Source organism: Rhodococcus sp. 5G237 (assembly GCF_053764735.1).
Window position 1 is genome coordinate 467595 of the sequence record NZ_JBSNCD010000001.1, and the last position, 26973, is coordinate 494567.

General features: G+C 67.5%; 25 protein-coding genes and 1 tRNA gene. 10 read left to right on the forward strand and 16 right to left on the reverse strand.

The features are described from left to right. The 5 genes from ACWPOC_RS02205 to ACWPOC_RS02225 form a co-directional block, all read right to left on the reverse strand. The gene (locus ACWPOC_RS02205) at positions 1–1485 is read right to left on the reverse strand and encodes a peptidoglycan D,D-transpeptidase FtsI family protein (RefSeq protein ID WP_106200896.1); all 1485 of its coding nucleotides are present in this window, start codon (positions 1483–1485) and stop codon (positions 1–3) included. Then, positions 1482–2930, reverse strand: a complete 1449-nt coding sequence (locus tag ACWPOC_RS02210; protein WP_059381992.1) for an FtsW/RodA/SpoVE family cell cycle protein — start codon at positions 2928–2930, stop codon at positions 1482–1484. Before ACWPOC_RS02210 ends, ACWPOC_RS02205 begins: the two co-directional genes overlap by 4 nt. Beyond that, on the reverse strand, positions 2930–4504 hold the full coding sequence (locus ACWPOC_RS02215; protein WP_120280968.1) for a protein phosphatase 2C domain-containing protein: 1575 nt from the start codon (positions 4502–4504) through the stop codon (positions 2930–2932). The genes ACWPOC_RS02210 and ACWPOC_RS02215 overlap by 1 nt, the downstream gene beginning before the upstream one ends. Then, on the reverse strand, positions 4501–4962 hold the full coding sequence (locus tag ACWPOC_RS02220; RefSeq protein ID WP_006550946.1) for an FHA domain-containing protein FhaB/FipA: 462 nt from the start codon (positions 4960–4962) through the stop codon (positions 4501–4503). The genes ACWPOC_RS02215 and ACWPOC_RS02220 overlap by 4 nt, the downstream gene beginning before the upstream one ends. Positions 4963–5116: 154 nt before the next feature. Next, on the reverse strand, positions 5117–6433 hold the full coding sequence (locus ACWPOC_RS02225; RefSeq protein ID WP_120280969.1) for an FhaA domain-containing protein: 1317 nt from the start codon (positions 6431–6433) through the stop codon (positions 5117–5119). A gap of 202 nt (positions 6434–6635) precedes the next feature. Here ACWPOC_RS02225 and ACWPOC_RS02230 point away from each other — a divergent pair. Then, positions 6636–6718, forward strand: a tRNA-Leu gene (locus ACWPOC_RS02230). A gap of 106 nt (positions 6719–6824) precedes the next feature. Here ACWPOC_RS02230 and ACWPOC_RS02235 read toward each other — a convergent pair. Further along, complete coding sequence (locus ACWPOC_RS02235; protein ID WP_455407933.1) at positions 6825–7430, reverse strand: pentapeptide repeat-containing protein; 606 nt, start codon at positions 7428–7430, stop codon at positions 6825–6827. Between the two features lie 594 nt (positions 7431–8024). Between ACWPOC_RS02235 and ACWPOC_RS02240 the strand changes: the two genes are divergently transcribed. Both ACWPOC_RS02240 and ACWPOC_RS02245 read left to right on the forward strand, forming a co-directional pair. After that, positions 8025–8666, forward strand: coding sequence for a dihydrofolate reductase family protein (locus tag ACWPOC_RS02240; RefSeq protein ID WP_120280970.1), 642 nt, complete (start codon positions 8025–8027; stop codon positions 8664–8666). Between the two features lie 46 nt (positions 8667–8712). After that, a complete protein-coding gene (locus ACWPOC_RS02245) occupies positions 8713–8919 on the forward strand; it encodes a hypothetical protein (RefSeq protein WP_006553307.1) in 207 nt (68 codons plus the stop codon). Between the two features lie 92 nt (positions 8920–9011). Here the strand turns inward: ACWPOC_RS02245 and ACWPOC_RS02250 are convergent, their stop codons facing one another. Next, the gene (locus tag ACWPOC_RS02250; protein ID WP_120280971.1) at positions 9012–9551 is read right to left on the reverse strand and encodes a winged helix-turn-helix transcriptional regulator; all 540 of its coding nucleotides are present in this window, start codon (positions 9549–9551) and stop codon (positions 9012–9014) included. Between the two features lie 87 nt (positions 9552–9638). Here ACWPOC_RS02250 and ACWPOC_RS02255 point away from each other — a divergent pair, with 87 nt between their 5' ends. The 6 genes from ACWPOC_RS02255 (at position 9639) to ACWPOC_RS02280 (ending at position 15004) form a co-directional block, all read left to right on the forward strand. Further along, positions 9639–10004 (forward strand): nuclear transport factor 2 family protein, encoded by a 366-nt coding sequence (locus tag ACWPOC_RS02255; RefSeq protein ID WP_120280972.1) that lies wholly within the window; start codon positions 9639–9641, stop codon positions 10002–10004. Positions 10005–10097: 93 nt separating this feature from the next. Continuing rightward, the gene (locus ACWPOC_RS02260; protein WP_024102573.1) at positions 10098–10445 is read left to right on the forward strand and encodes a metal-sensitive transcriptional regulator; all 348 of its coding nucleotides are present in this window, start codon (positions 10098–10100) and stop codon (positions 10443–10445) included. Between the two features lie 40 nt (positions 10446–10485). Continuing rightward, the gene (locus ACWPOC_RS02265) at positions 10486–10692 is read left to right on the forward strand and encodes a heavy-metal-associated domain-containing protein (protein WP_120280973.1); all 207 of its coding nucleotides are present in this window, start codon (positions 10486–10488) and stop codon (positions 10690–10692) included. Further along, positions 10689–11651, forward strand: a complete 963-nt coding sequence (locus tag ACWPOC_RS02270; protein ID WP_455407934.1) for a hypothetical protein — start codon at positions 10689–10691, stop codon at positions 11649–11651. The genes ACWPOC_RS02265 and ACWPOC_RS02270 overlap by 4 nt, the downstream gene beginning before the upstream one ends. A 25-nt stretch (positions 11652–11676) precedes the next feature. Beyond that, positions 11677–13959, forward strand: a complete 2283-nt coding sequence (locus tag ACWPOC_RS02275; RefSeq protein ID WP_268654944.1) for a heavy metal translocating P-type ATPase — start codon at positions 11677–11679, stop codon at positions 13957–13959. A 46-nt stretch (positions 13960–14005) separates the two neighbouring features. Further along, complete coding sequence (locus tag ACWPOC_RS02280) at positions 14006–15004, forward strand: MDR family oxidoreductase (protein WP_120280976.1); 999 nt, start codon at positions 14006–14008, stop codon at positions 15002–15004. A 75-nt stretch (positions 15005–15079) separates the two neighbouring features. Here the strand turns inward: ACWPOC_RS02280 and ACWPOC_RS02285 are convergent, their stop codons facing one another. The 7 genes from ACWPOC_RS02285 to ACWPOC_RS02315 all read right to left on the reverse strand — a co-directional run bounded on the left by ACWPOC_RS02285 (position 15080) and on the right by ACWPOC_RS02315 (position 23138). After that, a complete protein-coding gene (locus tag ACWPOC_RS02285) occupies positions 15080–16741 on the reverse strand; it encodes a catalase (protein WP_120280977.1) in 1662 nt (553 codons plus the stop codon). Between the two features lie 164 nt (positions 16742–16905). Then, entirely contained in the window at positions 16906–18165 is a 1260-nt protein-coding gene (locus tag ACWPOC_RS02290) for a glycosyltransferase 87 family protein (RefSeq protein ID WP_120280978.1), read from the reverse strand. A 67-nt stretch (positions 18166–18232) separates the two neighbouring features. Then, positions 18233–18949: an SOS response-associated peptidase gene (locus ACWPOC_RS02295; RefSeq protein WP_120280979.1), complete on the reverse strand. Its 717-nt coding sequence runs from the start codon at positions 18947–18949 to the stop codon at positions 18233–18235. 144 nt (positions 18950–19093) lie between these two features. Then, the gene (locus ACWPOC_RS02300; protein ID WP_085468680.1) at positions 19094–19816 is read right to left on the reverse strand and encodes an ABC transporter ATP-binding protein; all 723 of its coding nucleotides are present in this window, start codon (positions 19814–19816) and stop codon (positions 19094–19096) included. Continuing rightward, positions 19792–20679, reverse strand: coding sequence for an ABC transporter permease (locus ACWPOC_RS02305; protein WP_085468681.1), 888 nt, complete (start codon positions 20677–20679; stop codon positions 19792–19794). The genes ACWPOC_RS02300 and ACWPOC_RS02305 overlap by 25 nt, the downstream gene beginning before the upstream one ends. 29 nt (positions 20680–20708) lie before the next feature. After that, positions 20709–22058 carry an LLM class flavin-dependent oxidoreductase gene (locus ACWPOC_RS02310; RefSeq protein WP_085468682.1) on the reverse strand — a complete coding sequence of 450 codons (1350 nt, stop codon included), beginning with the start codon at positions 22056–22058 and terminating at the stop codon, positions 20709–20711. A 21-nt stretch (positions 22059–22079) separates the two neighbouring features. Next, complete coding sequence (locus ACWPOC_RS02315; protein WP_085468683.1) at positions 22080–23138, reverse strand: ABC transporter substrate-binding protein; 1059 nt, start codon at positions 23136–23138, stop codon at positions 22080–22082. A gap of 222 nt (positions 23139–23360) precedes the next feature. Here ACWPOC_RS02315 and ACWPOC_RS02320 point away from each other — a divergent pair, with 222 nt between their 5' ends. Further along, positions 23361–24782 carry a wax ester/triacylglycerol synthase domain-containing protein gene (locus ACWPOC_RS02320; protein ID WP_085468684.1) on the forward strand — a complete coding sequence of 474 codons (1422 nt, stop codon included), beginning with the start codon at positions 23361–23363 and terminating at the stop codon, positions 24780–24782. On the opposite strand, the gene ACWPOC_RS02325 is transcribed toward ACWPOC_RS02320, so the two are convergent. Both ACWPOC_RS02325 and ACWPOC_RS02330 read right to left on the reverse strand, forming a co-directional pair. After that, a complete protein-coding gene (locus ACWPOC_RS02325) occupies positions 24783–25538 on the reverse strand; it encodes a FadR/GntR family transcriptional regulator (protein ID WP_085468685.1) in 756 nt (251 codons plus the stop codon). A gap of 5 nt (positions 25539–25543) precedes the next feature. After that, positions 25544–26911, reverse strand: a complete 1368-nt coding sequence (locus ACWPOC_RS02330; RefSeq protein ID WP_085468686.1) for a phosphotransferase family protein — start codon at positions 26909–26911, stop codon at positions 25544–25546. Positions 26912–26973: the final 62 nt, after the last annotated feature.

Sequence of the window (26973 nt, forward strand, 5' to 3'; positions counted from 1 at the left end):
TCAGCCTCCCTGTAATCCGGCCGAGATGACGGCCCGTCCGATCGGGGCGGCCACCGAGCCGCCGGTCGCGGCGAGAGCTCGGTCGCCGCCGTCCTCCACGATCACCGCGACGGCGATGCGGGGTTGTTGTGCAGGTGCGAATGCGATGTACCAGGTGTGCGGCGGGGTGTTCCGCGGATCGTTGCCGTGTTCCGCGGTGCCCGTCTTCGACGCGATCTGCACGCCCTGGATGGCACCGCCACCGCCGGCATTGTTCTCGGCACCGATCATCAGGTCGGTGAGGGTCGCCGAGACCTCCGGCGAGATCGCCTGGCCCAGCGATTCGGGCTTGGTCTCCTCGAGCACCGTCAGGTCGGGTCCCTGCCGACGGTCGACGAGATACGGCTTCATGCGCACCCCGCCGTTTGCGATGGTCGCGGCGATCGACGCGTTCTGCAACGGAGTGAGGGCCACATCACGCTGGCCGATGCTCGACTGGCCGAGTGCCGCGCCGTCCGGGATGGGGCCGACGGTGCTCGCCGCGACGGGCAGCGGCACGTCGAGGGTCTCGCCGATGCCGAGCTTCTCGGCCTGCGAGACCAGCGCCTCGCGTCCGTCGTCGATGCCCATCTCGACGAAGGCCGTGTTGCACGACCGCGCGAAGGCCTCCCGCAGCGTCACCGTCGGTGCGTCGCCGCACGCCGCTCCGCCGTAGTTCTCGAGGGTCGTCGCGGTGTCGGGCAGGGTGATCTGCGGTGCCGCGGTGAACTGCGTGTCGGGGGTGACGCCGTTCTCGAGCGCCGCCGCCGTCACGACGACCTTGAAGGTCGAGCCCGGAGGGTAGGTCTGGGAGATCGCACGGTTGAGCATCGGCTTCTCGGGATCGGCGTTGAGCTCGTCCCAGGCCTGCGAGGTCGCGGCACCGTCGTGTCCCGACAACCGGTTGGGGTCGTAGCTCGGAGTGCTCACCATCCCGAGGATCCTGCCGGTGCTCGGTTCGATCGCGACCACCGAGCCCGTGTAACCCTTCGAGGTCAGCTCGTCGTAGGCCACCTGCTGAACGACCGGATCGATCGTGGACACGACGTTTCCGCCGCGCGGGTTGCGGCCCGACACCAGGTCGAACAGGCGACGTCCGAACAGCAGGTTGTCGGAACCGTTGAGCAGCGAATCCTCGGACCGCTCGAGTCCGGTGCTGCCGTACTGCATCGAGTAGAAACCGGTCACCGGCGCGTAGGCCAGCGGGCTCATCGGCTGGGTCGGCGGCGCCGGGTATTCGCGCAGGTACTTGTAGCGGCTGTCGGTGGGCACCGACACCGCGAGAGCCTGACCGGCCGCGACGATCTGTCCGCGCTGACGGGAGTATTCGTCGATCAGCACACGCGAGTTGCGCGGATCGGTGCGGAGATCGTCGGCCTTGATGACCTGCACGTAGGTGGCGTTTGCGAGCAGCGCGACGACCATGAACATCACGGCCATCGCGACCTTGCGGAGCGGACCGTTCATTCGCGCCCCATCATTTCCGTCTTGGCCTCGGCGATCGGCGTGGGCGCCTTCTTACGGGGGATCGCGGGTTGGCGGGCAGCGTGCGAGATCTTCATCAACAGAGCCAGGAGCAGATAGTTTGCGAGCAGCGACGAACCACCGTAGGACACGAACGGTGTGGTCAGGCCGGTCAGGGGGATCAACTTCGTGACACCGCCGACCACCACGAACAGCTGGACGGCGAGGGTGAACGACAGGCCGGCGGCGAGCAGCTTGCCGAAGCTGTCGCGCACCGCCAGCGCCGTGCGCATGCCGCGGACGACGAGGATCAGGAACAACAGCAGGATGGCGGCCAGGCCGATCAGGCCGAGTTCCTCACCGATCGCGGCGACGATGAAGTCGGTCTTCGCGAACGGCACCTGTCCCGGGCGTCCGCTGCCCAGGCCGGTGCCGGCGACCCCGCCGGTCGCGAGACCGAACAGCGACTGGGAGATCTGGTAGCCGGTGTTGTTGTAGTCGGCGAGCGGATCGAGCCAGGTCTCCACGCGCACCCGCACGTGACCGAACATCTGGTACGCCGCGTAGAAGCCGACGGCGAGCAGCGAGAATCCGATGATCAGCCAGCCGACACGTTCGGTCGCGATGTAGAGCATCACCAGCACGGTGGTGAACAGCAGCAGCGACGTGCCGAGGTCCTTCTCGAAGACCATCACGCCGATCGAGATGATCCAGGCCGCCAGGATCGGGCCGAGATCGCGGGCGCGGGGGAAGTCCATCCCCAGGAAGTGCTTGCCCGCGGTGGTGAACAGATCGCGTTTCGCCACGAGGACCGATGCGAAGAAGATGATCAGCAGGATCTTCGCGAACTCACCGGGCTGGATGCTGAAACCGGGCAGCCGGATCCAGATCTTGGCGCCGTTGACCTCGGAGAACCTGCTCGGCAGCAGGGCCGGGATCGCGAGCGCGATGAGGCCGATGAGACCGAGCGTGTAGCTGAACCGCGCGAGCAGGCGGTAGTCGTGCAGGAACACGAGCACGACGATGAACAGCGCGATGCCGAGCGCCGTCCACAGCACCTGCTGCGTCGCGTCGGGCGACGGCGGCGGAAGGCCCATGTAGCGGGCGTTCTCCTGGTCGGACAGGTCGAGCCGGTGGATGAGCACGAGTCCGAGACCGTTGAGCAGCGCGACGATCGGCAACAGCAGGGGATCGGCGTACTTCGCGAAGCGCCGGACCGCGAGGTGCGCGGCGAGGAACAGCGCCGCGAAGGTCACCCCGTACTTGAGCAGGTCGAGGGTCAGCGCCTGCTCCATCGAGACCTCGACGAGCATGAGCGACACGGTCGTGACACCGATGGCCGCGATGATCAGGGCCAGTTCGGTGTTGCGCCGGGTCGACTGGACGGGAGCCGGGGCGAAACCTCCCGGAGGGCTCGGGAAGGCCCCCACACCATGGGACACCGACATCAGGCGCCCACCCTGCAGTTCTGACCGGGGATCTGGGGCGCGGGCTCGGGAGCCGGCTCCATGTTCGGAGCGGGTTCGCCGGGAGTCGGCTCGCCGGGCTGTGGTTCACCGGGCTGGGGTTCACCGGCTCGGGGTTCGCCGGGGAGCGGTTCGCCGGGCTGGGAGGCCGGTGCCGGTTCGCCCGGCTGCGGCTCACCGGGCGCCGGCGGCTGCACCGCGGGTGTCTCGGTGGGCTGGGTGCCGTTCGGTCCGGGAGCCGGCTGCGGCTCACCCGGCCCGGGGGCCGGTGCGGGAGTGGGCTCGGGTTCCTCCGGGGTGCACACCGGCAGCAGGTCCAGTTCGGCGAGCCGCTGCATCTGCTCGCGGGTGTCGTCGAGCGACCCCGACGGAAGACCGGCACGAACCTGTTCGCGGGCGGCGGGCCACAGATCGTCGACGAGCATCACCCGGCACGACGCGCTGGCGGGGTCGACGAGCGTGAGGTCGCCCTCGTCGGTGATGCACCCGACGCGCGCGGCCTCCTGCAGCGAGTAGCCGAAGACGTCGCCGGGGATGCCGCGCAGCACCGTCACGCGACCGTCGTCGGCGCCGACGTAGTAGTTGTTGCGGATCAGCTGACGGCCGACGAACAGACCGCCGACCAGCACCGCGATCACCACGATGGCGGCGACGGGCCACCACAGACGGCTGCGCTTCTTCTTCGGCTCGGGCTCCGGGGCCTTGTTGATGACCCGCTTCGGAGTGGCGCGCGGGGGTCGCATCGCGGCGGCACGACCGGCTGCGGTGTTCGGTGGGGGAGTGTCCTCGTCGTCGTCCGCCGATGCCGCACCGGCGACGATCGGATGCGACTGGCCGTAGTCGAGATCGATCACGTCGGCGACGACGACGGTGACGTTGTCGGGGCCGCCACTGCGCAGCGCCAGCTCGATGAGCCGGTCGGCGCACTCGTCGTGCGTGCCCTGCCGCATGGTGTCGGCGATCGTCTCGTCGCTGACGACGTCGGACAGGCCGTCGGAGCACACGAGGTAACGGTCGCCGGCGCGGGCCTCGCGCACGGTCAGGGTCGGTTCGACCTCGCTGCCCGTCAGCGCGCGCATGATCAGCGACCGCTGCGGGTGCGTGTGAGCCTGCTCCGGGGTGATACGGCCCTCGTCCACGAGCGACTGCACGAAGGTGTCGTCGCGGGTGATCTGGGTGAGCTGACCGTCGCGCAGGAGATAGGCGCGGGAGTCGCCGATGTGCGCGAGGCCGAGCTTGCTGCCGGCGAACAGGATGGCCGTGAGCGTGGTGCCCATACCGTCGAGTTCGGGCTCTTCCTCCACCTGGTCGGCGATCGAGGCGTTGCCTTCGCGGACGGCCGCGGCGAGCTTGCCGAGGAGGTCGCCGCCCGGCTCGTCGTCGTCGAGGTGGGCAAGCGCCGCAATCATCAGTTGCGAGGCGACCTCACCGGCTGCGTGGCCGCCCATGCCGTCGGCGAGGGCGAGCAGGCGGGCACCGGCGTAGACGGAGTCCTCGTTGTTGGAGCGCACGAGGCCGCGGTCGCTGCGGGCGGCATATCGGAGTACGAGGGTCACGGGCGGAGCTCGATCACGGTCTTGCCCACACGGACCGGGGTTCCGAGCGGGACACGGACAGCGGTGGTGACCTTCGCGCGGTCGAGATACGTGCCGTTCGTCGACCCGAGGTCTTCGACGTACCAGTCGGAACCTCGCGGCGACAGGCGTGCGTGGCGCGTGGACGCGTAGTCGTCGGTCAGCACGAGTGTGGAGTCGTCGGCACGGCCGATGAGAACCGGTTGGGTGCCGAGCGTGATCCTCGTGCCGGCCAGCGCGCCCTGCGTGACCACCAGATACTTGGCGGTCTTGTTACGGCTCAGCGTCGGCAGCACCGACTGCTTGGGGGAGTAACGCGGGAGCGGTCGCGCGGCACCGGCGTAGATGTCGGACCGGAGCGTGCGCAACACCGCCCATACGAACAACCACAGCAGGAGGAGGAATCCCGCTCGGGTCAGCTGCAGAATCAGCCCCTGCACGGTGCATCCTCCTTCGGGGTAGTCGACCGGTCGTGTTCCTGGTCGTGCGGTCACTCACAATACGGACACCGGACGACTCCATGCAGCGTCCGACGCGCTGTCACACGCGTCGGACGGTATGAACGGGTCCGGTCGGTCCTTCGATACCGGCTGATCAGAGGATGCGCACGAGGATTTCGGAATGCCCGGCGCGAATCACGTCACCATCGGCGAGCTGCCAGTCCTGCACCGAGGCGCCGTTGACCGTCGTGCCGTTCGTCGACCCGAGATCGGAGAGCATCGCGACCTGGCCGTCCCAGCGGATGTCGATGTGGCGACGCGAGACGCCGGTGTCGGGCAGGCGGAACTGTGCGTCCTGGCCGCGGCCGATGATGTTGCTGCCCTCTCGGAGCTGGTAGTAGCGACCGCTGCCGTCCTCGAGCTGGAGCGTCGCGGTCAGCACCCGACCGGCAGTCGGAGACTGGTAGCCGCCCTGCTGGTAGCCCTGATCGTAACCGGGAGCCGCGGCGGCGTAACCCTGGTCGTAGCCGCCCTGCTGCGCGCCGTACTGCTGGTCGTAACCCGGCTGTGCGTAGCTCTGCTGACCGTAGGCCTGCTGATCGTAGCCGCCCTGCTGGTAACCCTGGTCCTGGTAACCCTGGTCGTAACCGGGCTGCGCGTAACCCTGCTGGCCGTACGCCTGCTGGTCGTAGCCACCCTGCTGCGGATAGTCGTGGCCGTAGTCCTGGCTGTACGCCTGCGGCTGGGCGCCCTGGGCACCGTAGGCCTGCTGGTCGTAACCGCTCTGGTCGTAGCCGCCCTGTTGGTAGTCCTGCTCGCTGTAGGCCTGGCCGTACGCCTGCTGGTCGTAACCACCCTGCTGGTCGTAGCCGCCCTGAGCCTGGTCGTAGCCGGCGTTGCCGTAGCCCTGGTTGTAGCGCTGCTCCTGGCCGACGTGCGCGTGACCGTTGCGTGCGTACTGCGGTTCCGCCTCGGCGGGGTCACGGCTGGGGTCGTAGCCGGGGTTCTGCGTCATTGGGCCAGCTCCTGGTTCAGAGGTCACGGGTGGGCGGTTCTGTGGGTTCCGCGGTGACGGAGCACGCGTCGCTGAGCGCCCCGCATCGGGATCTACCGAGCCGCGAGTCCGGAACTGCCCGGTGTGCAGTGCCGACGACGACTCGAAGACGACTTGGATCTCACCGTATGTCTGCCATCCCTGTTCTCGGATGAAGTCCTCAAGGTGACGGGAGAATGCCTTCACAGTCAAGTCCCGATCCGCTGCGAGGGCGTCGTGATCGGTTTCGCTGATCGTGATGACGTAGTGATTGGGGGCGAGCATGTGGCCCCGATCGAGCTGTTGGACGCCGTCCGTTGCCTCCTGCTGCAGCGCCGCCTCGACTTCCTGGGGCACGACGCCGCCCCCGAACACGCGGGCGAAAGCGTCGCCGATCGCGGCCTGGAGTTTGCGCTCGAAGCGCTGGGCAATACCCATGGCGACCCCCTTTCCGTACTCAGCGTGTCGCAATGCAGATCTCGTCACTGCATGGTATCCACTTTTCCCCGGATTCGACCCTGCGGTATTCGGCACGTCTCCGACGGATGTGCTCGGCACTCGAACCGGCGGCGCTGGCAGCCCGCTGACCAGGCGAATAGTTGTTTGACTCCGGTGTGTGTTACTGTTTTCGGCGTTGCTCGGGCGAGTGGCGGAATGGCAGACGCGCTGGCTTCAGGTGCCAGTGTCCTTCGGGACGTGGGGGTTCAAGTCCCCCTTCGCCCACAGTGTGCAGTTCCACGAACTGTGACGGACGAGGTCACGAACTCTTCGGAGATCGTGACCTCGTCCTTTTCGTCGTGGTCTTCCGGGCTGTCGGCCCTCCGGCCGGTCAGTCGCTCGGGTGCCGATCCGCGGTGAGGTCGACACGGATCTGTGGTACGGGCACGCTCGTGGGTACTCGGGTCCGTCGATTGCCGTGCGCGGCGGCGAGTTGTGGCCCGGTGAGATACAGGGCGAGGGACAGATCGGCGTCCTCCACCCACGCACCGCGCAGGTCCGCGCCGAGCAGATCGACGCCGGCGAGGTCGCATCCCCTGAGGTCGGCGCCGATCAGTACCGCGCCCCGCAGGTCGGCGCCGCACAATCGGTGGGCACGTAGATCGGTTCCGGCGAGATCGGCGCCCGGGACCAGGTCCGGATGTATCCGCTCGTCGTCGGCGAAGTACGAAGCCCGTACCTCCGCGCTGACCTCCATGAGGACCGGTCGAACGCGGGCGCGTATCTCGGCAATGTCGAGGGATTCGAGTTCGCCCACGCTCCGGCGGGTCAGGGATACAAGGGATGCGACGAGTTCCCGCGCGGTGTCCGCGGTTTCCGGATCGTAGGTGCGTTCCTGGGCCTCGAGCAGATGCCACATCATCTCGTGCAGCTCTTTCACGACGGCGAATGCCGAGAACATCCGGTCGCAGGTCTCGGATCGATCCTGCCGGCTCACACCGGCGAACAACCGCTGGGAGACGGCCTGGCCGGCACCGAAACAGTCGAAGACCGTGCAGCCGCGGAAGCCGCGGGACGGCAGCGTCTCATGGATGGTGCACGAGAAGCGCGCGTCGAGATGTCGGCACGGTGACCCGGCGAGCTTGTCCTCGGCGAAGTCCGAAGACCTCGTGAATCCGAAAGCCGTGCAACACAGTGCGAAGCAACGGCTGCAATCGCCCCGAAGGTCGGATCGGTGAACGATCGGTGATGGGGACGAGTGACGTGATGGGGTGAGCATGTGAACTCCGAGAGTCGATTCCGATGCATGAAGGACTGCACGACGGGATCGGGGAACCCTGGCCCGGGTTCCCTCTCGGGGCACACGGAATCACCGCCGCCTGCAGACGCGGTTCGCGGACGGCGCGGAACATCTGTCTCACGGATACACGGTGCTGATCACTGGACACGAAAATACCAGCAGGCACGCGCGGTGTCAGCAGGCCGGACGGCTGTCCCGAGGCTCTCCGTGAGCCGAGCACGGTGCGATGAGTTCGCACGGCTCGCGAGGTCTTCCTCTTCGTACCGGTCGATCGGATGTGAGGAGAAGAGAGTGGGTCAGTTGCTGCGCGTACAGAACTTTTCGGTGTCGAGCGACGGCATCGGTGCGAGGGAGGACCAGAGCTTCGAGAGTCCCTTCGGCCTGGATCCGGGTCCGATGTTCGAGTGGGCCGGTGCCACGGCGAGTTGGCACCTGCGCACCGAACCCGGCGGGAGCCGCGGGCTCGACGACTACTTCATCCGGGACTTCTCCTGCAATATCGGTGCGGAGATCATGGGACGCAACAAGTTCGGTCCTCAGCGGGGTCCGTGGCAGGACCACGAATGGCAGGGCTGGTGGGGTGACGAACCGCCGTTCCATACCCCCGTGTTCGTTCTGACCCACCACGAACGTCCGTCCTTCGCACTCTCCGACACCACCTTCCATTTCGTGAACGGTGAACCGGCCGCGGTGCTCGAACAGGCTCGCGCCGCCGCGGAGGGCAAGGACGTCCGACTCGGAGGTGGCGTCTCCACCATCCGCGAGTTCCTCGACGCCGATCTGGTCGACACCATGCACGTCGTGGTGGCGCCGGTGCGGTACGGCACCGGTCTGAAGCTCTGGGACTCCCCGGACGAGCTACGGGACCGTTTCCACCTCGAGGTCGTGCCCAGCGCGAGCGGGGTGGTCCATCACCTGTTCTGGAGGAAGTGAACACCGGCGACCGGCGCATAATGGGGGATGGGGGTAGGAGGTCGTCATGCGTGCTCTGAGTGGCCTACTGGATGTCGTGCTCGGACTTCTCACCGCCCTGCTCGGCACCGTCCTGGGGATCGTCGCCGCGGTGGTGATGCTCCTGGGCGCGGTGTTGTGCGTGACGATCCTGCTGATTCCGCTGGGCATCCCCGTCATCCGGCTCTCCCGCCGTCTGTTCACCCTCGCAGGGAAGATGATGCACGTGCCCTGAGCTTCGCAGGGAGCTCGTGGTGCGGCGTGCGACCCGGGCGCCGTGGATGTCGCTCCCGCCCCGAAACGACGACTCATCCGCACGGAATGTCGTTACGACACCGTGGGCTCGTGACCATCGTCTGCGTCTGCGCGTCCGGACGCGGCGCCGGTTCTGCGGGCATAGCGTTCGCGCATCTCGGGTCCCGCCGCCGGGCCGGCGGTATAGATGTATCGCGGATCGTCGACGCGCTCGCCGGTGGCGGCATCGACGACCACCGGCTCGACTTCGCGGCCGGTGTGTGAGTCGACCAGGATCATGGACCGCTCCTGCGCGGCCAGTTGCGCATTCCGCCAGGCCGCCAGCGCGATCAGCACGGGCCGTAGCGATCGGCCGAGCGCGGTGAGTACGTATTCGTAACGAACGGGTCGTTCCTGGTACGGCTTCCGCTCCAGGATTCCCGCCTCGACAAGCGCTTTCAGTCTGCTCGTGAGCATGCTCGACGAGATCCCGGTGTTGTCCTGGAACTCGTCGAAACGCGAATAACCGTCGAAGCAGTCGTGGAGTATCAGCACCGTCCACCACTCACCGACCAGGCCCAATGTCGTCGACAGCGGACACTCGCGGTCCTCGAGACGAATTCTGCCGGCCATGCCACCTCCTCGACGTCGCTGCTATTCTAGCAGTCACTGTTACTTCTAAAATAGAAGTGACTTCGAGGACTATCGAGAGGAACTGCAATGACGAATTCCGTGGTCGACCGGTGTCCGGATGCCGTGCGCGCCTACCTGGCTCTTGCTTCAGGCGAGGATCGCACCGCGGCGACTCCGCTCTTTGCGGAGGATGCGCACGTGACGGACGACGGGACCGACCATCGTGGCAGGGCCGAGATCAGGGAGTGGCTCGACCGGGTCGCGGGTGAGTTCTCGTACACCACAACCCCGATCTCCGCCGACGGCGACGCCGCCTCGGATCGGGTGTCGGTGCGGTGCCGAATCGAAGGGAACTTCCCCGGGGGTGTCGTCGACCTGGATTACCGCTTCCGCCTCGATGCGGCCGGTCGCCTCGCGAGTCTGGTGATCGCCCCGGCCGTCGACCAGGGGTGATGTCTCTCGGTGGTCGCTCCTTGTCGTAGATACCCTAGGGGGGTATGGTATCCGTCAGGACGACCGCCGAGCGCACCGACAAGGACGACTCCGATGCCGAATACCCCGAGCGAGACCGTGCACACCGATGCCGTCGCACACGACGACGCGCATCAGCACAGCTACATCGCCAACAACACCAAGGCCGACTACCTCAAGCGACTGCGTCGCATCGAGGGGCAGGCTCGCGGCCTGCAGCGGATGGTCGAGGAAGAGAAGTACTGCATCGACATCCTCACGCAGATCGCGGCGATGAAGAAGGCTCTCGAGGCCGTCGCGCTCGGTCTGCTCGACGAGCACATGGCGCACTGCGTGGCCGGTGCCGTGCGCGCCGGCGGCGACGAGGCCGACCTCAAGTTGAAGGAAGCCAGCGACGCCATTGCGCGACTCGTCCGCTCCTGATCGTCCCGACCCGTTCACGACCCGTATCCGAGGAGTTCCCATGAGCCACACCAGCACCTACACCGTCACCGGCATGACCTGCCGGCACTGCGTCGCGTCGGTCACCGAAGAGGTCCAGGAGATCCCGGGCGTCGAGAACGTCGAGGTCGATCTGGACACCGGTGCCGTCACCGTCACGAGCGCCGAGTCCCTCGACGATGCCGCCGTCGCGGCCGCCGTCGAGGAGGCCGGTTACAACCTCGCATGAACACCCCGGCCAAGCTCACCGGCTTCGTCGCCGCCGTAGCCGCGGTCTTCGGTATCGCGCTGCTCGTCGGCGCCACCGTCGGCCCGGTGGAGGAGCAGACCGGGGATCCGACCGCGAGCGCCCACGACGCCGGTCACGGTGAGGACACCGCCACCGGCAGCGCCGCGGAAACACCTGCTGTGGAAGACATCCCGGGAGGTCTGATGATGTCTCAGAACGGTTATACCCTCGCGCTCGCCGAGAGGAATCTCGAGTCGGGTGAGGGCAGGAACCTGACATTCGCGATCAACGGTCCCGACGGCGTGCCGGTGACCGACTTCGACGTCACCCACGACAAAGAGCTGCACCTGATCGTCGTGCGCCGCGACTTCACCGATTTCCAGCACGTCCATCCCGTACTCGACGAGAACACCGGTATCTGGTCCGTCGACGTCGACCTCACGCCCGGCACGTGGCGGGTCTTCACCGACTTCACGCCCACCGGGGGAGAGGCGCTCACGCTGGGCACCGACCTCACGGTGGAAGGCGAATTCGTCCCTGCCCCACTGGAAGCCGACAACCGCACCGCTACCGTCGACGGCTACGAGGTCACCCTCGACGGCGACCTGTCGTCGGGTACCGACGCGATGCTCACCCTCACCGTGAGCAAGGACGGACAGCCGGTCACCGACCTGCAGCCCTATCTCGGTGCCTACGGACACCTGGTGGCACTGCGCGGCGGCGACCTCGCCTATCTCCACGTCCACCCGGACGGGACACCCGGCGACGGCACCACACGACCCGGTCCCGAGGTCGTCTTCCACACCTCCGTCCCGAGTGCCGGCACCTATCACCTCTATCTCGACTTCCAGCACGACGGAGTGGTTCGCACCGCGGCGTTCACCCTCACCGCCGGAGGCACCGGCGAGGTGCAGTCGGGGTCCGGCGCGCACGGTGACCACAGCCGTTCCGGCCGCTGACGGCCCTTTTCCCGAGGAGATGCACATGACCACGCAGAGTCAGCCGGTCGCCGCCGAATCGATCGAACTCGCCATCACCGGCATGACCTGCGCATCCTGCGCCAATCGCATCGAGCGCAAGCTCAACAAGCTCGACGGCGTCACCGCGACCGTCAACTACGCCACCGAGAAGGCGAAGGTCACCTACCCCGACGACGTGACACCCGAGGATCTCGTCACGGTCGTCGAACAGGCCGGCTATGGCGCCGCACTGCCGCCGCCGCCCGCGCAGACGGCCGACCGGTCCGATGACGTGCCCGAAACCGATTCGGTTGCGGCGCTTCGTCACAGGCTCGTCGTCTCGGCGATCCTGACGGTGCCGGTGATCGCGATGGCGATGATCCCGGCCCTGCAGTTCACCAACTGGCAGTGGCTCTCGCTCACCCTCGCCGCGCCGGTCGTGGTGTGGGGTGCGTGGCCGTTCCACCGGGCGGCGTGGATCAACCTGCGCCACGGCACGTCCACCATGGACACCCTTGTGTCGCTGGGAACCCTTGCTGCCCTGGGATGGTCGGTCTACGCCCTGTTCTGGGGAACGGCGGGTGAACCGGGGATGGTCCACCCGTTCGAGTTCACCATCGCGCGGGGCGACGGCAGCGGCAACATCTATCTCGAGGCCGCGGCCGGTGTCACGACGTTCATCCTCGCCGGACGCTACTTCGAGCAACGATCGAAGCGACGCGCAGGCGCCGCCCTGCGTGCCCTGCTCGAACTCGGTGCCAAGGACGTCGCGGTCCTCGGACCGGACGGGACCACCGAGACCCGGGTTCCGGTGGAGCAGTTGGCAGTCGGGGATCTGTTCGTCGTACGGCCGGGTGAGAAGATCGCCACCGACGGTGTGATCGAACGGGGCACGTCGGCGGTCGACGCGTCGATGCTGACCGGTGAATCCGTTCCCGTCGAGGTCGGTGTGGGCGACAGTGTCGTCGGCGGCACGGTCGACGTGGGTGGACGACTCGTGGTGCGCGCGACCCGCGTCGGCTCCGACACCCAGCTCGCGCAGATGGCGAAGCTGGTGGAGGACGCCCAGAACGGTAAGGCCCAGGTGCAGCGCCTGGCCGACCGGATCTCCGGCATCTTCGTGCCGATCGTCCTGCTGATCGCTGCCGGCACACTCGGTTTCTGGCTCGGCACCGGCAACGGACCTGCGGCGGCCTTCACCGCGGCGGTCGCGGTGCTGATCATCGCCTGTCCGTGTGCCCTCGGCCTGGCCACCCCGACCGCGCTGATGGTCGGTACCGGTCGCGGCGCCCAGCTCGGCATCCTCATCAAGGGACCCGAGGTCCTCGAGTCGACCCGTTCGGTCGACACCGTGGTCCTCGACAAGACCGGTACGGTCACCACCGGCCGGATGACGCTGCGCGAAGTCGTCGCCGACGACGGGGAGAACGCCGACGACGTGCTGCGGTACGCCGGGGCACTCGAGTCGGCGTCGGAACACCCGATCGCACGTGCCATCAGCGACGCGGCTGCGGACAGGTTCGGCGGCCTGCCCCAGGTGGAGGACTTCACGAACGTCGAGGGCCTCGGTGTCCAGGGAGTGCTCGTCGACGGCGACACGAGCCGCGCCGTGCTGGTGGGACGCCCGAAGCTGCTGGCCGACTGGTCGCAGCATCTCTCCGAGACCCTGCAGCAGGCGTTCGAGCAGGCCCAGAAGTCCGGTGGCACGGCCATCGCCGTCGGCTGGGACGGAAAGGCCCGCGGCATCGTCGTCGTGGCGGACGCGGTCAAGCCGACCTCCGCGAAGGCCGTCGCCGAACTGCGGGAGCTCGGCCTGCGTCCGATCCTGCTCACCGGCGACAACGCCGCCGTCGCGCACACCGTGGCGGCCGAGGTCGGCATCGACGAGGCCGACGTGATCGCCGACGTGCTGCCCACCGACAAGGTCGACGTGGTCGAGCGACTCCAGCGCGAGGGCGCGGTGGTCGCGATGGTCGGCGACGGTGTCAACGACGCCGCGGCGCTCGCCCGGGCCGACCTGGGTCTGGCGATGGGCACCGGCACCGACGTCGCGATCGAGGCGAGCGACCTGACGTTGGTCCGCGGCGACCTGATGGTCGCGGTCGATGCCATCCGGTTGTCGCGCCGCACGCTGACGACGATCAAGGGCAACCTGTTCTGGGCGTTCGCATACAACGTCGCGGCACTGCCGCTGGCGGCCGCGGGCCTGCTGAACCCGATGCTCGCCGGTGCCGCGATGGCCTTCTCGTCGGTGTTCGTGGTCTCCAACAGCCTGCGACTGCGACGGTTCCGCGCGCACGCGGCCTGACCGCTTTCGGCTGCAGCGAGGAGGACGGCCTGTCAGGATCGGATCCATGACACAGCCGTCCTCCTTCCGTGCCCTGGTCGTCGACGACACCGACGACGGCCAGGTGGCACAGTTCCGCGAACTGACCGACACCGACCTTCCCGAACACGACGTCCTCGTCGAGGTCGAGTACTCCTCGCTGAACTACAAGGACGGTCTCGTGATCGCGGGACCGCAGAAGATGGCGCGACGCACCCCGCTGGTCGCCGGAGCCGATCTCGCCGGCACCGTCCTCGAGAGCAGCAACCCCGACTGGAAGCCGGGCGACCGCGTCGTCGTCAACGGCTGGGGTCTGTCCGAGACCCAGTCGGGCGGGTACACCCGGCGCCAGCGCGTGAAGCCCGAGTGGCTCGTGCGCATCCCCGATGCCTTCTCCACCCGCGACGCCATGGCCATCGGCACCGCCGGCTACACGTCCGCCCTGTGCCTCGACGCGCTCGAACGGTACGGGATCGCATCCGACGCGGAACTGCTCGTCACCGGCGCGGCCGGTGGCGTCGGGTCGATCGCCGTCGCGCTCGCCGCTGCCGCGGGACACACGGTCGTCGCCGCGACCGGCCGTCCCGAGACCCACGACTTCCTGAGCGAACTCGGTGCGTCGTCGTTCGTCGACCGTGCCGAACTGCAGGGCAAGGGCCGGCCCCTGGGCAAGGAACGCTGGGATGCCGCGGTGGACGCGGTGGGCGGTTCGACGCTCGTGAACGTGCTGTCGCAGATCCGCTACGGCGGCGCGGTCGCCGCGTGCGGTCTCACGGAGTCACCGTCGATGCCCGATGCCACGGTGATGCCGCACATCCTGCGCGGCGTCGCGTTGCTGGGCGTCGACTCGGTGATGGCGCCGACTCCGCTGCGCCGGTCGGCGTGGGATCGTCTCGCCCGCGATCTCCCTGCGAGCACCCTGGATTCGCTGTCGCGGGTCGAACCGCTCTCGGACGTCCCGCGACTCGCCGAGGAGATCCTGGCGGGCAAGGTGCGCGGCCGGGTGGTCGTCGACGTCACCGCCTGAGAACGGTTCCGGAGAACGACCGGTGGGCAGCCACTTCGACAAGTGACTGCCCACCGGGGCCGAGACGGACGGACGCTACGAGGACGCGTGGACCTCGCGCTCGTTGGGCACGCAATGCGTCATCTGCAATCCGGTCACATCACGGGGACCGTTCTTGCCGAGATTCGCTGCGCGTTGCAGTTCGTCCTCGTCGAGGGTCTGGCTCTGCAACGGCGGTAGATCCCGTATGTCGTCGGCACTGATACCGAGTCCGTCGCCGACGCGTTGTCCGAGCTCGTCGTCGCACATGAAGAAATGCCACACCATCCGCTCCTGCACCTCGCGGACGGCCTGCCCGATACCGCCGACGAGATTCTTCACCAGGTCGTCCTTCTCCCACTGCTCCATGAGCTGGTAGCGCTGGCCGGCCTGCTCGTAGTCGTTGGTACGCGGAATACGTTTGCGCGTGAGACGACCCCGGATTTCCGGCCCCTGATCGTCGTGAGTCGGGAACTCGGCTTCGCGCAGACCGCCGGTGATGGACGGTTCGTAGTTCACGTGCGGGTTGTCGCCGACATCGTCGACGCCGTATGCCATCGGTCCGCCCTGCTGATTGGTGGCCACGTGGGCGTTCTTCGCCGAGTTGACCGGAAGTTGCAGGTAATTGGGCCCCACCCGGTAACGCTGCGTGTCGGAATAGGAGAACGTGCGTCCCACGAGCATCTTGTCGTCGGAGAAGTCGAGTCCGTCGACGAGGACGCCGGTGCCGAAGGAGATCTGCTCGTTCTCGAGGAAGTGGTTCTCGACGTTGCGGTCGATCACCATTCTGCCGACCGGCATGGCGGGGAACTCGTTCTCCGGCCAGACCTTCGTGTCGTCCAGGGGATCGAAGTTCAGCTCCGGATGGTCGTCGTCGCTCATCATCTGTACGCGCAGTTCCCATTCGGGGTGGTCACCGCGCTCGATGGCCTCGTACATGTCCTTGCTGGCATGCCCGAGATCGTGCGCCTGAATGGCTGCCGCGTCGTCCTCGGTCAGGCTCTTGACACCGATCTTCGGAATCCAATGGTATTTCACGAGGTGTGTCACGCCCTCGGCGTTGACCCACTTGTAGGTGTTGACCCCGAAGCCCTGCTGAGTGCGGTAATTGGCCGGAATGCCACGGGGACTGAACAGATTCACCAGCATGTGCATCGCTTCGGGTGTCTGCGACATGAAGTCGAAGATGCGTGCGGGTTCCTGCCGGAAAGTGACGGGGTCGGGCTTCAGTGAATGGATGACGTCGGGGAACTTGATCGCGTCGCGAATGAAGAAAACCGCGAGGTTGTTTCCGACGAGATCCCAGTTACCGTCCTCCGTGTAGAACTTGACCGCGAAACCTCGTGGATCGCGGGCGGTTTCCGACGAGTCGCGTCCACCGATGACCGTGGAGAGCCGGATGGCGACGTCGGTCCGCTTCCCCGGCTCGGCGAAGAGTTTCGCGCGCGTGTAGTTCGTGATGGGTTCATCGCCCCATTTCCCGGTGGCTTCGAAATATCCGTAGGCGACGAAACCGCGCGCGTGCACCACTCTTTCCGGAATACGTTCTCGATCGAAATGGCTGATCTTTTCGAGGAACTGATAGTTCTCCAGCGTCGCGGGTCCGCGGGGGCCCACCGTCCTCTGATTCTGGTTGTCGTATACGGGGTGGCCCTGGCGGTTGGTCAACACACGTCGGTCGTCTCTCCGGGCCGGGCCCTGCGACGAAACATCGGTCACGGTGTTCTCCCTCGGATGCAGTTGATGGGCTTTCTCGTAATCGAGTTGTCACCCGTCCTGTGCGACGGCGACATCCCTCTCACTATTACGTTCTTTCCGGGTTCCCGTCGGCCTTTCGCGAACAACGACCCGGATGCCCGACAACCGGCGCACCCTCTACACGATCAGCGCGCGGTCTCCGCGTTCGGCAGTTGTTCCGACGAGGCGGAGTCCGGATCGGTCCGTGGACCGAAGGCGAGCCAGAGCAGGAACCCGAATCCGGCCGTGACGTAGAGCGTGCCGAGCAGGTGCTGCCATGCGGCCCAGCCGAGTTCGAGATCGCCACCTGTGGGGAACAGGTGGTGCGGGCCGATGAGGAAGACGAGCGCGACGCCGGCGGCGATCGCCGTGAGCCTCTGCGCATCGGTTGCGCGCCACGCCGCGAGCGCGAGGGCCGGCAGTGCCGGCGCGACCCACACCCAGTGGTGCGACCACGACACCGGCGACGCCAGCAGCACGGCCGTCGCGTTCGCGAACAGGGCGAGCACGAGATCGCCCTGCTCGAGGGCACGCCGGATGGCCACCACCGCGACCAGCAGCATCACCGCGACGGCGAGCAGCCACAGCACGGACCCCATGAGTTCGGGCGGCCCGAAGCGGGAGATCACGGCCTTGAAGGACTGGTTGGTGGCGAAGTACGCCGCGCCGATCCGGCCGGTGTCGGGCAGGGTGTCCAGCCAGTACTTCGTGGAGGTCGCGGGCATCACGGCGAACGCGAGGGCGGTGAACCCGAAGGTCGACGCGATGATGGTGGCGCTGGTCCGCCGGTCGCGCCGCAGCAGGAACAGCAGCAGGAATGCGATGGGCGTGAGTTTGACGGCGGCGGCCAGTCCGATCAGCATTCCGCGCGGCCACTTCGGGGTCTTCACCAGGACGTCGAGGGCGACGAGCGCCATCAGGACGAGGTTGATCTGCCCGAACGAGATCGTCTCGCGCACAGGTTCGAGCAACAGTGCTCCGGCGACCGCGACCGCCGTGACGATCCATGCCGTTCGCGTCTCGAAGTCCGGGCGGAGCCGGTCCAGCACGACCCGCAGGGTGACGACGAGCGCGGCGACCGAGACGAGGGTGAAGACGATCTTGCCGAACGTCACGGGGATCAGCGCCAGGGGAGCGAAGAGCATCGCCGACAGCGGCGGGTAGGTGAACGGCAACGCGAAGTCGTCGGTCACCGGAGGCATCTGCCCGTAGATGTCGGCGCCGTCGAGCAGCACCCGCGCGCCCATCCGGTAGACCAGGAAGTCGATGAGTTCGCTCCTGACGAGGATCGCGACGAGCACACCCACGGAGACGAGCGACGCGATCACCGCGACGGCGGTACCGCGAGGTCCGGTGAGGAACGGAGGCGTCGTCGAACCGATCGGAGTCTGCCGTGATTGTCGCACCCGGCAACTTTAGTCAATTCCGATAATCGTTCCGGTCCGACGTGGGGAATGCCATACGGCCGGAATGTCACGAACCGACAGGTCGCAGCAGGTCGGGGTTGTTGTTCCGAGGTGAATTGACCGCCGTGCTCACCTCGTACGGTTCGAGCGTCGGTTCGGGAATCGAATTCAGCAGGGCGTCGACGTCGTCGCGGTCGTTCAGCTCGGGATCGAGCCACGGACCGACGAAGGTATCGGGCAGGATCACCGGCGACCGTTCGTGGATGTGCCCGGCGGCGTCGGTCGCGGGACGGGTGAGCACGGTGCACGTCCACAACCAGCGGTCGGGATGGTCCTCCGGCAGCTCCGGGTTCGGCCACAGCTCGTAGAGCCCGGCCATCGAGATCGGTCCGTCCGCGTGCAGGAAGAACGGGATCTTCTTCCCGTCCTCACCCTTCATCCACTCGTAGTACCCGTCGGCGGGCAGCACGCACCGACGCTTCGCTGCCGCGGCCTTGAAGGCGGGCTTCTGGGTGATGGTCTCGGAGCGGGCGTTGATCATCCGCGACCCGATCTTCGGGTCCTTCGCCCAGAACGGCACGAGCCCCCACTTGATCTGCGAGGACACGATGCGGATCGGCTCGGCGTCCGGTTCCTCGCGCGGCGCTCGCTCGAGCACGACGTTCACGCGCTGGGTGGGCGCGATGTTGTACGACGGGGGCAGTTCCTCACCCACGGCCTCGACGGCGTCGTAGGCCGCGAGCAGATCCCCGCGGGTACTGGTGCTGGCATAGCGTCCACACACGATGCATCTCCCGTCGGCGACTCCGGAGCGACGATTCGATTCTCTCTCATCGGTCGCTCCGGAGCGGATCGCTCGGGCGGAGACGGAGCGGATCGCTCGGGCGGAGACGGAGCGGGTCGCTCCAGCGGAGACAGTGCAGGTCGCTCAGACGGAGACCTCGACTCCCAGTGCCTCGAGCAGGGTGCGGCGGTACTCCGCGATCTCGACGACATGATCGGCCCGCGGGTGGGGCAGGTCGATGGTCAGTTCGACGGCGAACGAGCCATGGTCGAGCACGAGCACTCGGTCGGCGAGGGCGATGGCCTCGTCGACGTCGTGGGTGACGAGCAGGACCGCGGGCCGGTGCTTGGCGCACAGTTCCTGCAGCAGTCCGTGCATCCTGATCTTCGTCAGTGCGTCGAGGGCACCGAACGGCTCGTCGGCGAGCAGCAGCTCGGGTTCGCGCACGAGCGACCGCGCCAGCGACACCCGTTGCTGCTCACCACCGGACAGCTCGGTGGGCCATGCCTTCTCGCGTCCGGCGAGCCCGACCTCCGCCAGGGCGGTGCGGCCGCGCTCGGCGGCGTCGTCGCCGTCGAGACCGAGGATCACGTTGTCGAGCACCCGAGCCCAGGGCAGCAGTCGCGAGTCCTGGAAGACCACCGCCCGCTTCTGCGGCACCTCGAGGGTGCCCGAGCCGGGCACGCCGTGGTCGAGTTCGGCCAGGGCGCGCAGCAGGGTGCTCTTGCCCGAGCCGCTGCGGCCGAGCAGTGCCACGAACTCGCCGGGGGCGATCTCGAGGTCGATGTTGTTCAGCACCGCGCGTCCGTCGAAGCCGCGGCTCAGTCCCCGGGTGCGTACGGTCAATTGCCGATCGTCCTGCGCCATGCCAGCGCCTTCCTCTCTGCCGCACGGACCAGCAGGTCGCTGCCGAATCCGAGGATCGCGTAGACCACCAGTCCGACGATGATGATCTCGGTCATGCCGTAGTTGCGGGCCTGGTACATCAGGTAGCCGATGCCGCTCGAGGCGTTGACCTGTTCGACGACCACCAGGGCCAGCCATGCGATGGTCACCGACAGGCGCAGGCCGGTGAAGAAACCGGGCAGCGCCCCCGGCAGGGCGATGCGCCGGACGAACCGGGCGCGGGACAGATCCAGCGTCTCGGCCAGTTCGACGTAGCGGGCGTCGATGCCGCGCAGCGCCGAGTAGGTGTTGATGTAGACGGGGACGAACACCGACAGGGCGATGAGCAGGATTTTCATCTCCTCGCCGATGCCGAACCACAGGATCGCCAGCGGCATCAACGCCAGGGTGGGGATGGAGCGCTTGATCTGCACCGGGCCGTCGATCAACGCCTCACCGATGCGCGACAGGCCGGCGGCCAGTGCGAGCACCAGTCCGAGGACGACACCGATGACCCCGCCGATCAGGGCGCGCTGGACGGAGGTCCACAGGTTCGACTGCAGTCGTCCGTCGCCGATCAGTTCCCATGCGGTGGTGACGACCGTCCACGGCGCCGAGAGGGTCTTCGGATCGAGCACCCCGGTGGCCGAGGTGACGATCCATGCCACCAGCAGCAGCGCCGGGCCGATCGCCAGGCCGAACTTGATCGGCTTGCCCGGGGCGAGGCGGCTGCGGGTCGTGCGCGGCGACAGGTCGGCCGTCGCGCCGGGATCGGGCTTCTGGTCGGTGTCGGCGTCACCGGCCAGGCCACTGCCGAAACGCCGGGGTTCGACGGAGACGCTCATGGCTCCAGTCCTTTCGTCGGTTCGGTCGGTCAGACGCCGGCGGCAGCGAGCTCGCGTGCGTACTGGCTCTCCGGACGCGGCAGGCCGTAGTGGTCGCGCAGCGTGGTGCCGGTGTACTCGGTCCGGAACAGGCCGCGCTCCTGCAGGATCGGCACCACCTGGGAGGCGAACGCCTCGAGACCCTGCGGGTACTGCGGCGGCATGATGTTGAAGCCGTCCGCGGCACCGTTGGTGAACCACTCCTCGATGATGTCGGCGATCTGCACCGGCGTACCCGCGACGACGTTGTGGCCCCGTGCGCCGGCGAGCTTGTGCAGCAGCTGACGCAGGGTCGGCTGTTCGCGCTCGACGATCTTCGCGAAGACCAGGCGGCGGCTGTTGTCGTTGTCGGTGATGTCGCCTGCGCCGGCGAACAATTCGACCGGCACCTTCTCGTCCAGCTCGAGCCGGGACACGTCGATGCGGCCCATCTTCTGGAGCTGCCCGAGGCCGTATTCGACGATGGTGAGCTCGTTGAACTCGCGCTGCAGTTCCTTCGCCTCGGCCTCGGTCGCACCGATGAACGGGCTCAGGCCGGGAAGGATCTTCACGTGATCGGGATTGCGCCCGAATGCCGCTGCGCGGGTCTTGATGTCGGTGTAGAAGGCCTGGGCGTCCTCGATGCGCTGGTGCGCGGTGAAGATCGCCTCGGCGTAGGTCGACGCGAAATCGCGCCCGTCGTTGGAGGATCCGGCCTGCACGAGCACGGGGCGTCCCTGCGGGGAGCGGGCCGAACCGAACGGGCCGCGCACCTTGACGTAGTCACCCTCGACGTCGATGCGGTGGATCTTGTCCGGGTCGGCGTAGACGCCGGCGGCCTTGTCGAGGACGAGTGCGTCGTCCTCCCACGAATCCCACAGCTTGATCGCGGCGTCGACGAATTCGCGTGCGCGGGCGTACCGTTCGTGAACTTCGGGGTGTTCGGTGTACCCGAAGTTCGCCGCTGCGGCGTCGGTCGCGGTGGTGACGATGTTCCAGGCGGCGCGGCCACCGGAGATGTGGTCGAGGGAGGAGAACAACCGGGCGAGATTGTAGGGCTCGTAGTAGGTGGTCGACGCCGTGGCGATCAGCCCGAGATGCGTGGTGACCGTGGCCATCGCGACCAGCGTGGTGATCGGTTCGAGGCCGTAGTCGGGACGGTACTTCACCTCGGTGCGCAGGGCCGGGCCGTCGGCGAAGAACACCGCGTCGAGCTTCGCACTCTCCGCGAGGCGGGCGAGTTCCTGGAAGTAGGTGACGTCGTAGAGACGCTCGGGCACGCTGCCGGGATGACGCCACGAGGCCTCGTGGTGGCCGGTCGGGTAGATGAAGGCGTTGAGGTTGAGCTGGCGGTTCGTCATGTCGGATTTCCCCTCGGAAGGTCAGCTGCGGGTGTGGGAGGCGCCGGTCTCGGCGACCGCTTCGGTGACGACCTCGTCGAAACGCAGGTCGAAGGCGTCGGCGGCGTCGACGGGCTTGGGCAGTTCACCGGCGGCATCGATCACGTCGATGGTGTGCTGCTGGATCTCGATGAGCTCCTCGTCGAGATGCGGGAAGGTGGTGATCCCGGAGGTGTCGAGGATGCGCTCGCCGTCCTCGGCCGTCAGGCCCTGGCTCTTCACGAAGTAGGTGTCGATGTACGCGTCGGGGTTGTTGTTGGCCCAGTCGACGGACGTGATGTACGCGGTGACGTAGGCGCGGACCGCCGCGGCGGTCGCCGGGTCCGACAGGGCCTTCTTGCTCGAGTAGAGGTACGAGATGCCTTCGCTGAGGTCCTCGATCTCGGGGCGCGGCAGCGACGTCGCGCCTGGTGTCTGCATGTAGCGGGAGAAGACCGGCTCGCTCATCGGGGCGGCGTCGATCTGGTTGGAGCGCAGCGCGTCCGGGAAGTCCGGCAGCGACATCGACACGAGCTCGACGTCGTCGACCGACAGGCCGGCCTTGTCGAGGCCACGGAGCACGAAGGCCTGCTGCGAGGTGCCCTCGGCGTAGCCGATGCGCTTGCCCTTCAGATCCGCGAGCGTCTCGATGTCCGAAGCGTTCGGAGCGATGCCCATGTTGAGGCTGTTGTTCGTCTGCATGGCCGCGACGACCTGCACGTCGTCACCGGCGACCAGCGACTGGACGGTCATGATCTCGCCGGCCCACGCGACGTCGACCGCGTCGGCGCGGAACGCCTCGAGGATCGCGGGCGCGCCCTGGAAGGTCGCGAACTCGTACTCGAACGGCAGCGCGTCGAGCTGTCCGGAACCGGTGAGGAGGGACAGCTGCCGCTCACCCTGGTCGGCGATGACGAGCTTGGTGCCCGCGGGGATCTCGGTGGGCAGCGCGCTGTCGGAACCGAGGCCGCCGTCGCCCGAGGAACCGGAGCTACATGCCGCGACCGCGGTCAGAAGGAGCGCGATGATGGCCGTCGATCCGGCACGACGTAGACGGGGCATGGACTTCCTCACGGTTCTGGCGATGGGGAGCGATCTTCGACGGCGTCGAAGTCGTCACCGATCCTGTGCGATCCGTCGGCGGGGGACCAGGGTTTGCGTCAGCGTGAGCGAAAGGTCCTCGATCCGGCCCATCGGTGCTGTTCGAGGGCCGATATCGCGGGTATCCGCGCATCGCGGCGGTTACCGTGCGAGGGAGAACCGGAGGCGGGGGAGGTGGCGCGCATGGGTGCGGACGATCGGCACATGTCACAGCCGGATCTGATGTCCTGGCGGATGGAGAAGGACCCCGTCCTGCGGTCCACGATCGTCGCGGTGGCGCTGCTCGACCGGTCACCCGACCAGGAGCGCTTCGTCCGGATGATGGAGCGCGGAACACGTGCGGTGCCGAGCTTCCGTCGCAAGCTCGTCGAATCCCCGTTCGGGCGGACCCCACCACGGTGGGTGGACGACCCCGACTTCGATCTGTCCTGGCATCTGCGGCGCATCGCGCTCCCGCATCCCGGGGGACTGGACACCGTGCTCCCGCTCGTGCGTGCCGCGGCGATGTCGGCCTTCGACAAGGACCGTCCCCTCTGGGAGGCGACGATCGTCGACGGCCTCGACGACGGTCGCGCCGCGATCGTCCTCAAGGTGCACCACTCGCTCACCGACGGTATCGGCGGCATCCAGATCGCGAACGAGATGGTCGACTTCGAGCGCGACGGTACCGACCGCGGGCCACTGCCCGAGGATTCGCCGGCCTCGGCTCCGGCATCGGACCTCGCCGATTCCGTGGGCTGGTACCTCTCGACGGCCGGCGAGATGGTGGGGAGGGGTGTGCCATGGCTCGTGCGTTCCGGTCTGCGGTCGGTGACGAATCCGGTCGCGGCGCTGCGCAGCGTCGTGGACACGGCCCGTTCGACGGCCCGGTTCGTGCAGCCGGTGTTCACGACGCTGTCTCCGGTGATGGTCGGCCGCAGCACGGTTCGGGAGGTCGCGGCCCTCGATCTGCCGCTCGACGCGCTGCGGCGGGCCGGACGGGCAGCGGACTCCTCGCTCAACGACGCCTTCCTGGCCGGAATCCTGCTGGGGCTGAGGCACTACCATTCCCGGCACGGTGCGCAGGTCGCCGAACTTAGGACGACGCTGCCGATCAGTCTCCGGCGCGAGGGCGACGCGATCGGAGGCAACCGGATCACCCTGGCGCGGTTCGCGCTTCCCCTCGACATCGCCGATCCGGTCGCATCGATGCACCGGGTGGACCGGATCGTCCGGTCGTGGCGGGACGAACCGGCCGTGCCGCTCTCGTCCGCCATCGCGGGTGTGCTGAACGTGCTCCCGGCCGGTGTGCTGGGTGGAATCCTCGAGCACATCGACTTTCTCGCGTCGAACGTCCCGGGTTCCCCGATCCCGCTGTACATGGCCGGGGCGGAGGTGCTGAGGTACTATCCGTTCGCTCCCACCGTCGGCTCGGCCGTCAACATCACCCTGATGTCGCACACGAACCACTGCTGCATCGGAATCAACGCCGACTCCGCCGCCGTCCCCGACCTGCCCGTCCTCGTCGAGTCGCTGGCCGAGGGCTTCGGTGAGGTGCTCGCGGTGGGAGGCGAGGGCACGCGCATCGAGACCACGCTGTCCGCAACGGCGGTCTCGCACCCCTGATCAGTCGAGGAGATCGCGCACCGGTGTGCCGGCATCCCCCTCGAGCGTGAGCAGCCGGGACGCGTGCATGTGCCGCTGCCAGTGCTCGAACGCACCGTCGCCGTCGCGTAGGCGCAGCAACCGGATCAGACGCCGCAGCGATCGCACGAGCAGCATGAAGTTCTCCGCGGTATCCGGATTCGCGAGCGACATGCGTTCGCGTGCCACCTCGCCGGTGTGCCGGGCGAAGATCTCGTGGAGCATTCCCGCGATGAGCGCCAGCGTCGCGTTCCCGGACAGTTGCACCATCCGCAGATGGAACCGCGCGGCCGCCACACCGAGATCGCGGGTCGTGAACGCTGCGGGGATCTCCTCGTCGACGAAGCGCTCGAGTTCGTCGAACGCCACCTCGGTCCCGGTGATCGCGAGGAGACGTGCGGCAGGAGGTTCCACCGCCTCGAGAGCATCGAACACGTCGGCGACTGTGGCACCGGACAATTCGAGCAACAACGATGCCGGTCGCGCGACGACCTCCGAACCCGGAACCCGGACCCGCGCTCCGGCCCGGGAACCTCGCCGCACCTCGACGAGACGTTCGGCCTCGAGCACCCGGACGGCCTCGCGCAGGGTGGGCCGGCTGATCGCGAAGTGCTCCATGAGTTCTGCCTCGTGCGGCAGATGATCGCCGTCGACGAGGGCTCCCTCGACGATCATCCGGCGCAGGGTCCGCGCCACCACTTCCGCGGCCTTCGGGCTGCGGATCGCTCGGGTCTCCACGGTGACTACAGGACGTCGAAGTGACGTTCGGCGAGAACGCCCATGGCCGAACGCAACTGCTGGGTGCGCCCGGCGATCTGGCGGGCGAACACCGTCAGGACGTCGTCGATGGGGATCTCACCGGCGAGGTGCCGTTCGACCAGCACGGTGGTGCCGTCGACGACGGTGTCGGGTCGCGACCCGAGCGCGGTTTCGAGATCGTCCAGATCGCGCTCGGTGATGCGATCTGCGTACCGGTCCGCGTCGCGGAGATACTTCAGGATGCGGGCGAGTCCCTTGCTGCGCTGGATGACGAAGGCGTCCTCGCTGCGCGGCACGATGATGTGCCGGATCTGTTCGAGGGCAGCGTCGTAGAGCCATTCGCGCTCGGTCGATTCCGCCTCGACGTCGTTCGGCGTGTCGAGGTCGATGCGGAGGACGTCCGCGAGGGCCTCGACGAGCAGGCGGCGGTGCAGGAGCCCGTACGGCAAGGCATTTCCCACCTCGGCCAACAGATCCGGATGGGCGGCGTTCCCCTGCCCGAGGATCACGATGCGCAATTCCGCGAGCACCCGGTAGTAGCGCACCCGATCGAGGTCGACCGTGGTCCCGGATGCGCGTTCGTAGTCGGCGAAGCGATCGTGGATGTCGGTGAACGGCTCCTGGACCGCGCGGGTCGTGACCCAGGCGAGGTCGTCGTGCGGGTCGCCGAGATGACCGAGTTCGAGATCGAGAACCGCGGTGACCCTACCGTTCTCGTAGAGGAAGTTCCCCGGACCGGTGTCGCCCTGGACGATGACGACGGGGCCGTCGACCTCCGGGATGTTCCGCTTCACCCAGGTCAGTGCGAGTTCGATCAGCGGATCGGCCTTCCCGCCGGCGTCGCGGTAGACGGTCTCCCAGGTGTCGATCTCCTGCGCGACCAGCTGTCGCAGTCCCGTCTCCGGATGCTGGTCGGGCAGCTGCAAACGGTGCGGATCGACGCGGTGCATCTCGGCCAGGATGCGCATGAAATCGGAGGCCACCGACACGCGTTCGTCCTCGTCGCGGATCCGGGAGAACCAGGCCTGCCCGGGAACTCGCTCGGACAGGATGGCCTGTTCGGTGGGGTGGACTCCGACGATGCGGGGCACCGGAACCGGGGAATCGGCGAAGGCGCGGTAGAAGTGCGCTTCGCGGTGCAGGGTGAACGGATCTCCGCGTTGTGCCGGATCGAGCCGGTCGTAGCGCAGGAAGAGCGGAAGGATCGTGCCGTCGCCGGTCTCGACGTCCACGATCCACGCCTCGCGACGGCCGCCGCCCGGTCGCCGGTCGATCTCCACGATGGTTCCGCCGGCCGTCTCGGACACCCACTCCAGGAGGGCCGGTTCGAGTGCGCCTCGGTTCTCGGTCATGTGCGTGCCCTGCTCCTTCGTGCGCTGTCACCCGATGGTTGTGCACTAGGTTATATATCTCG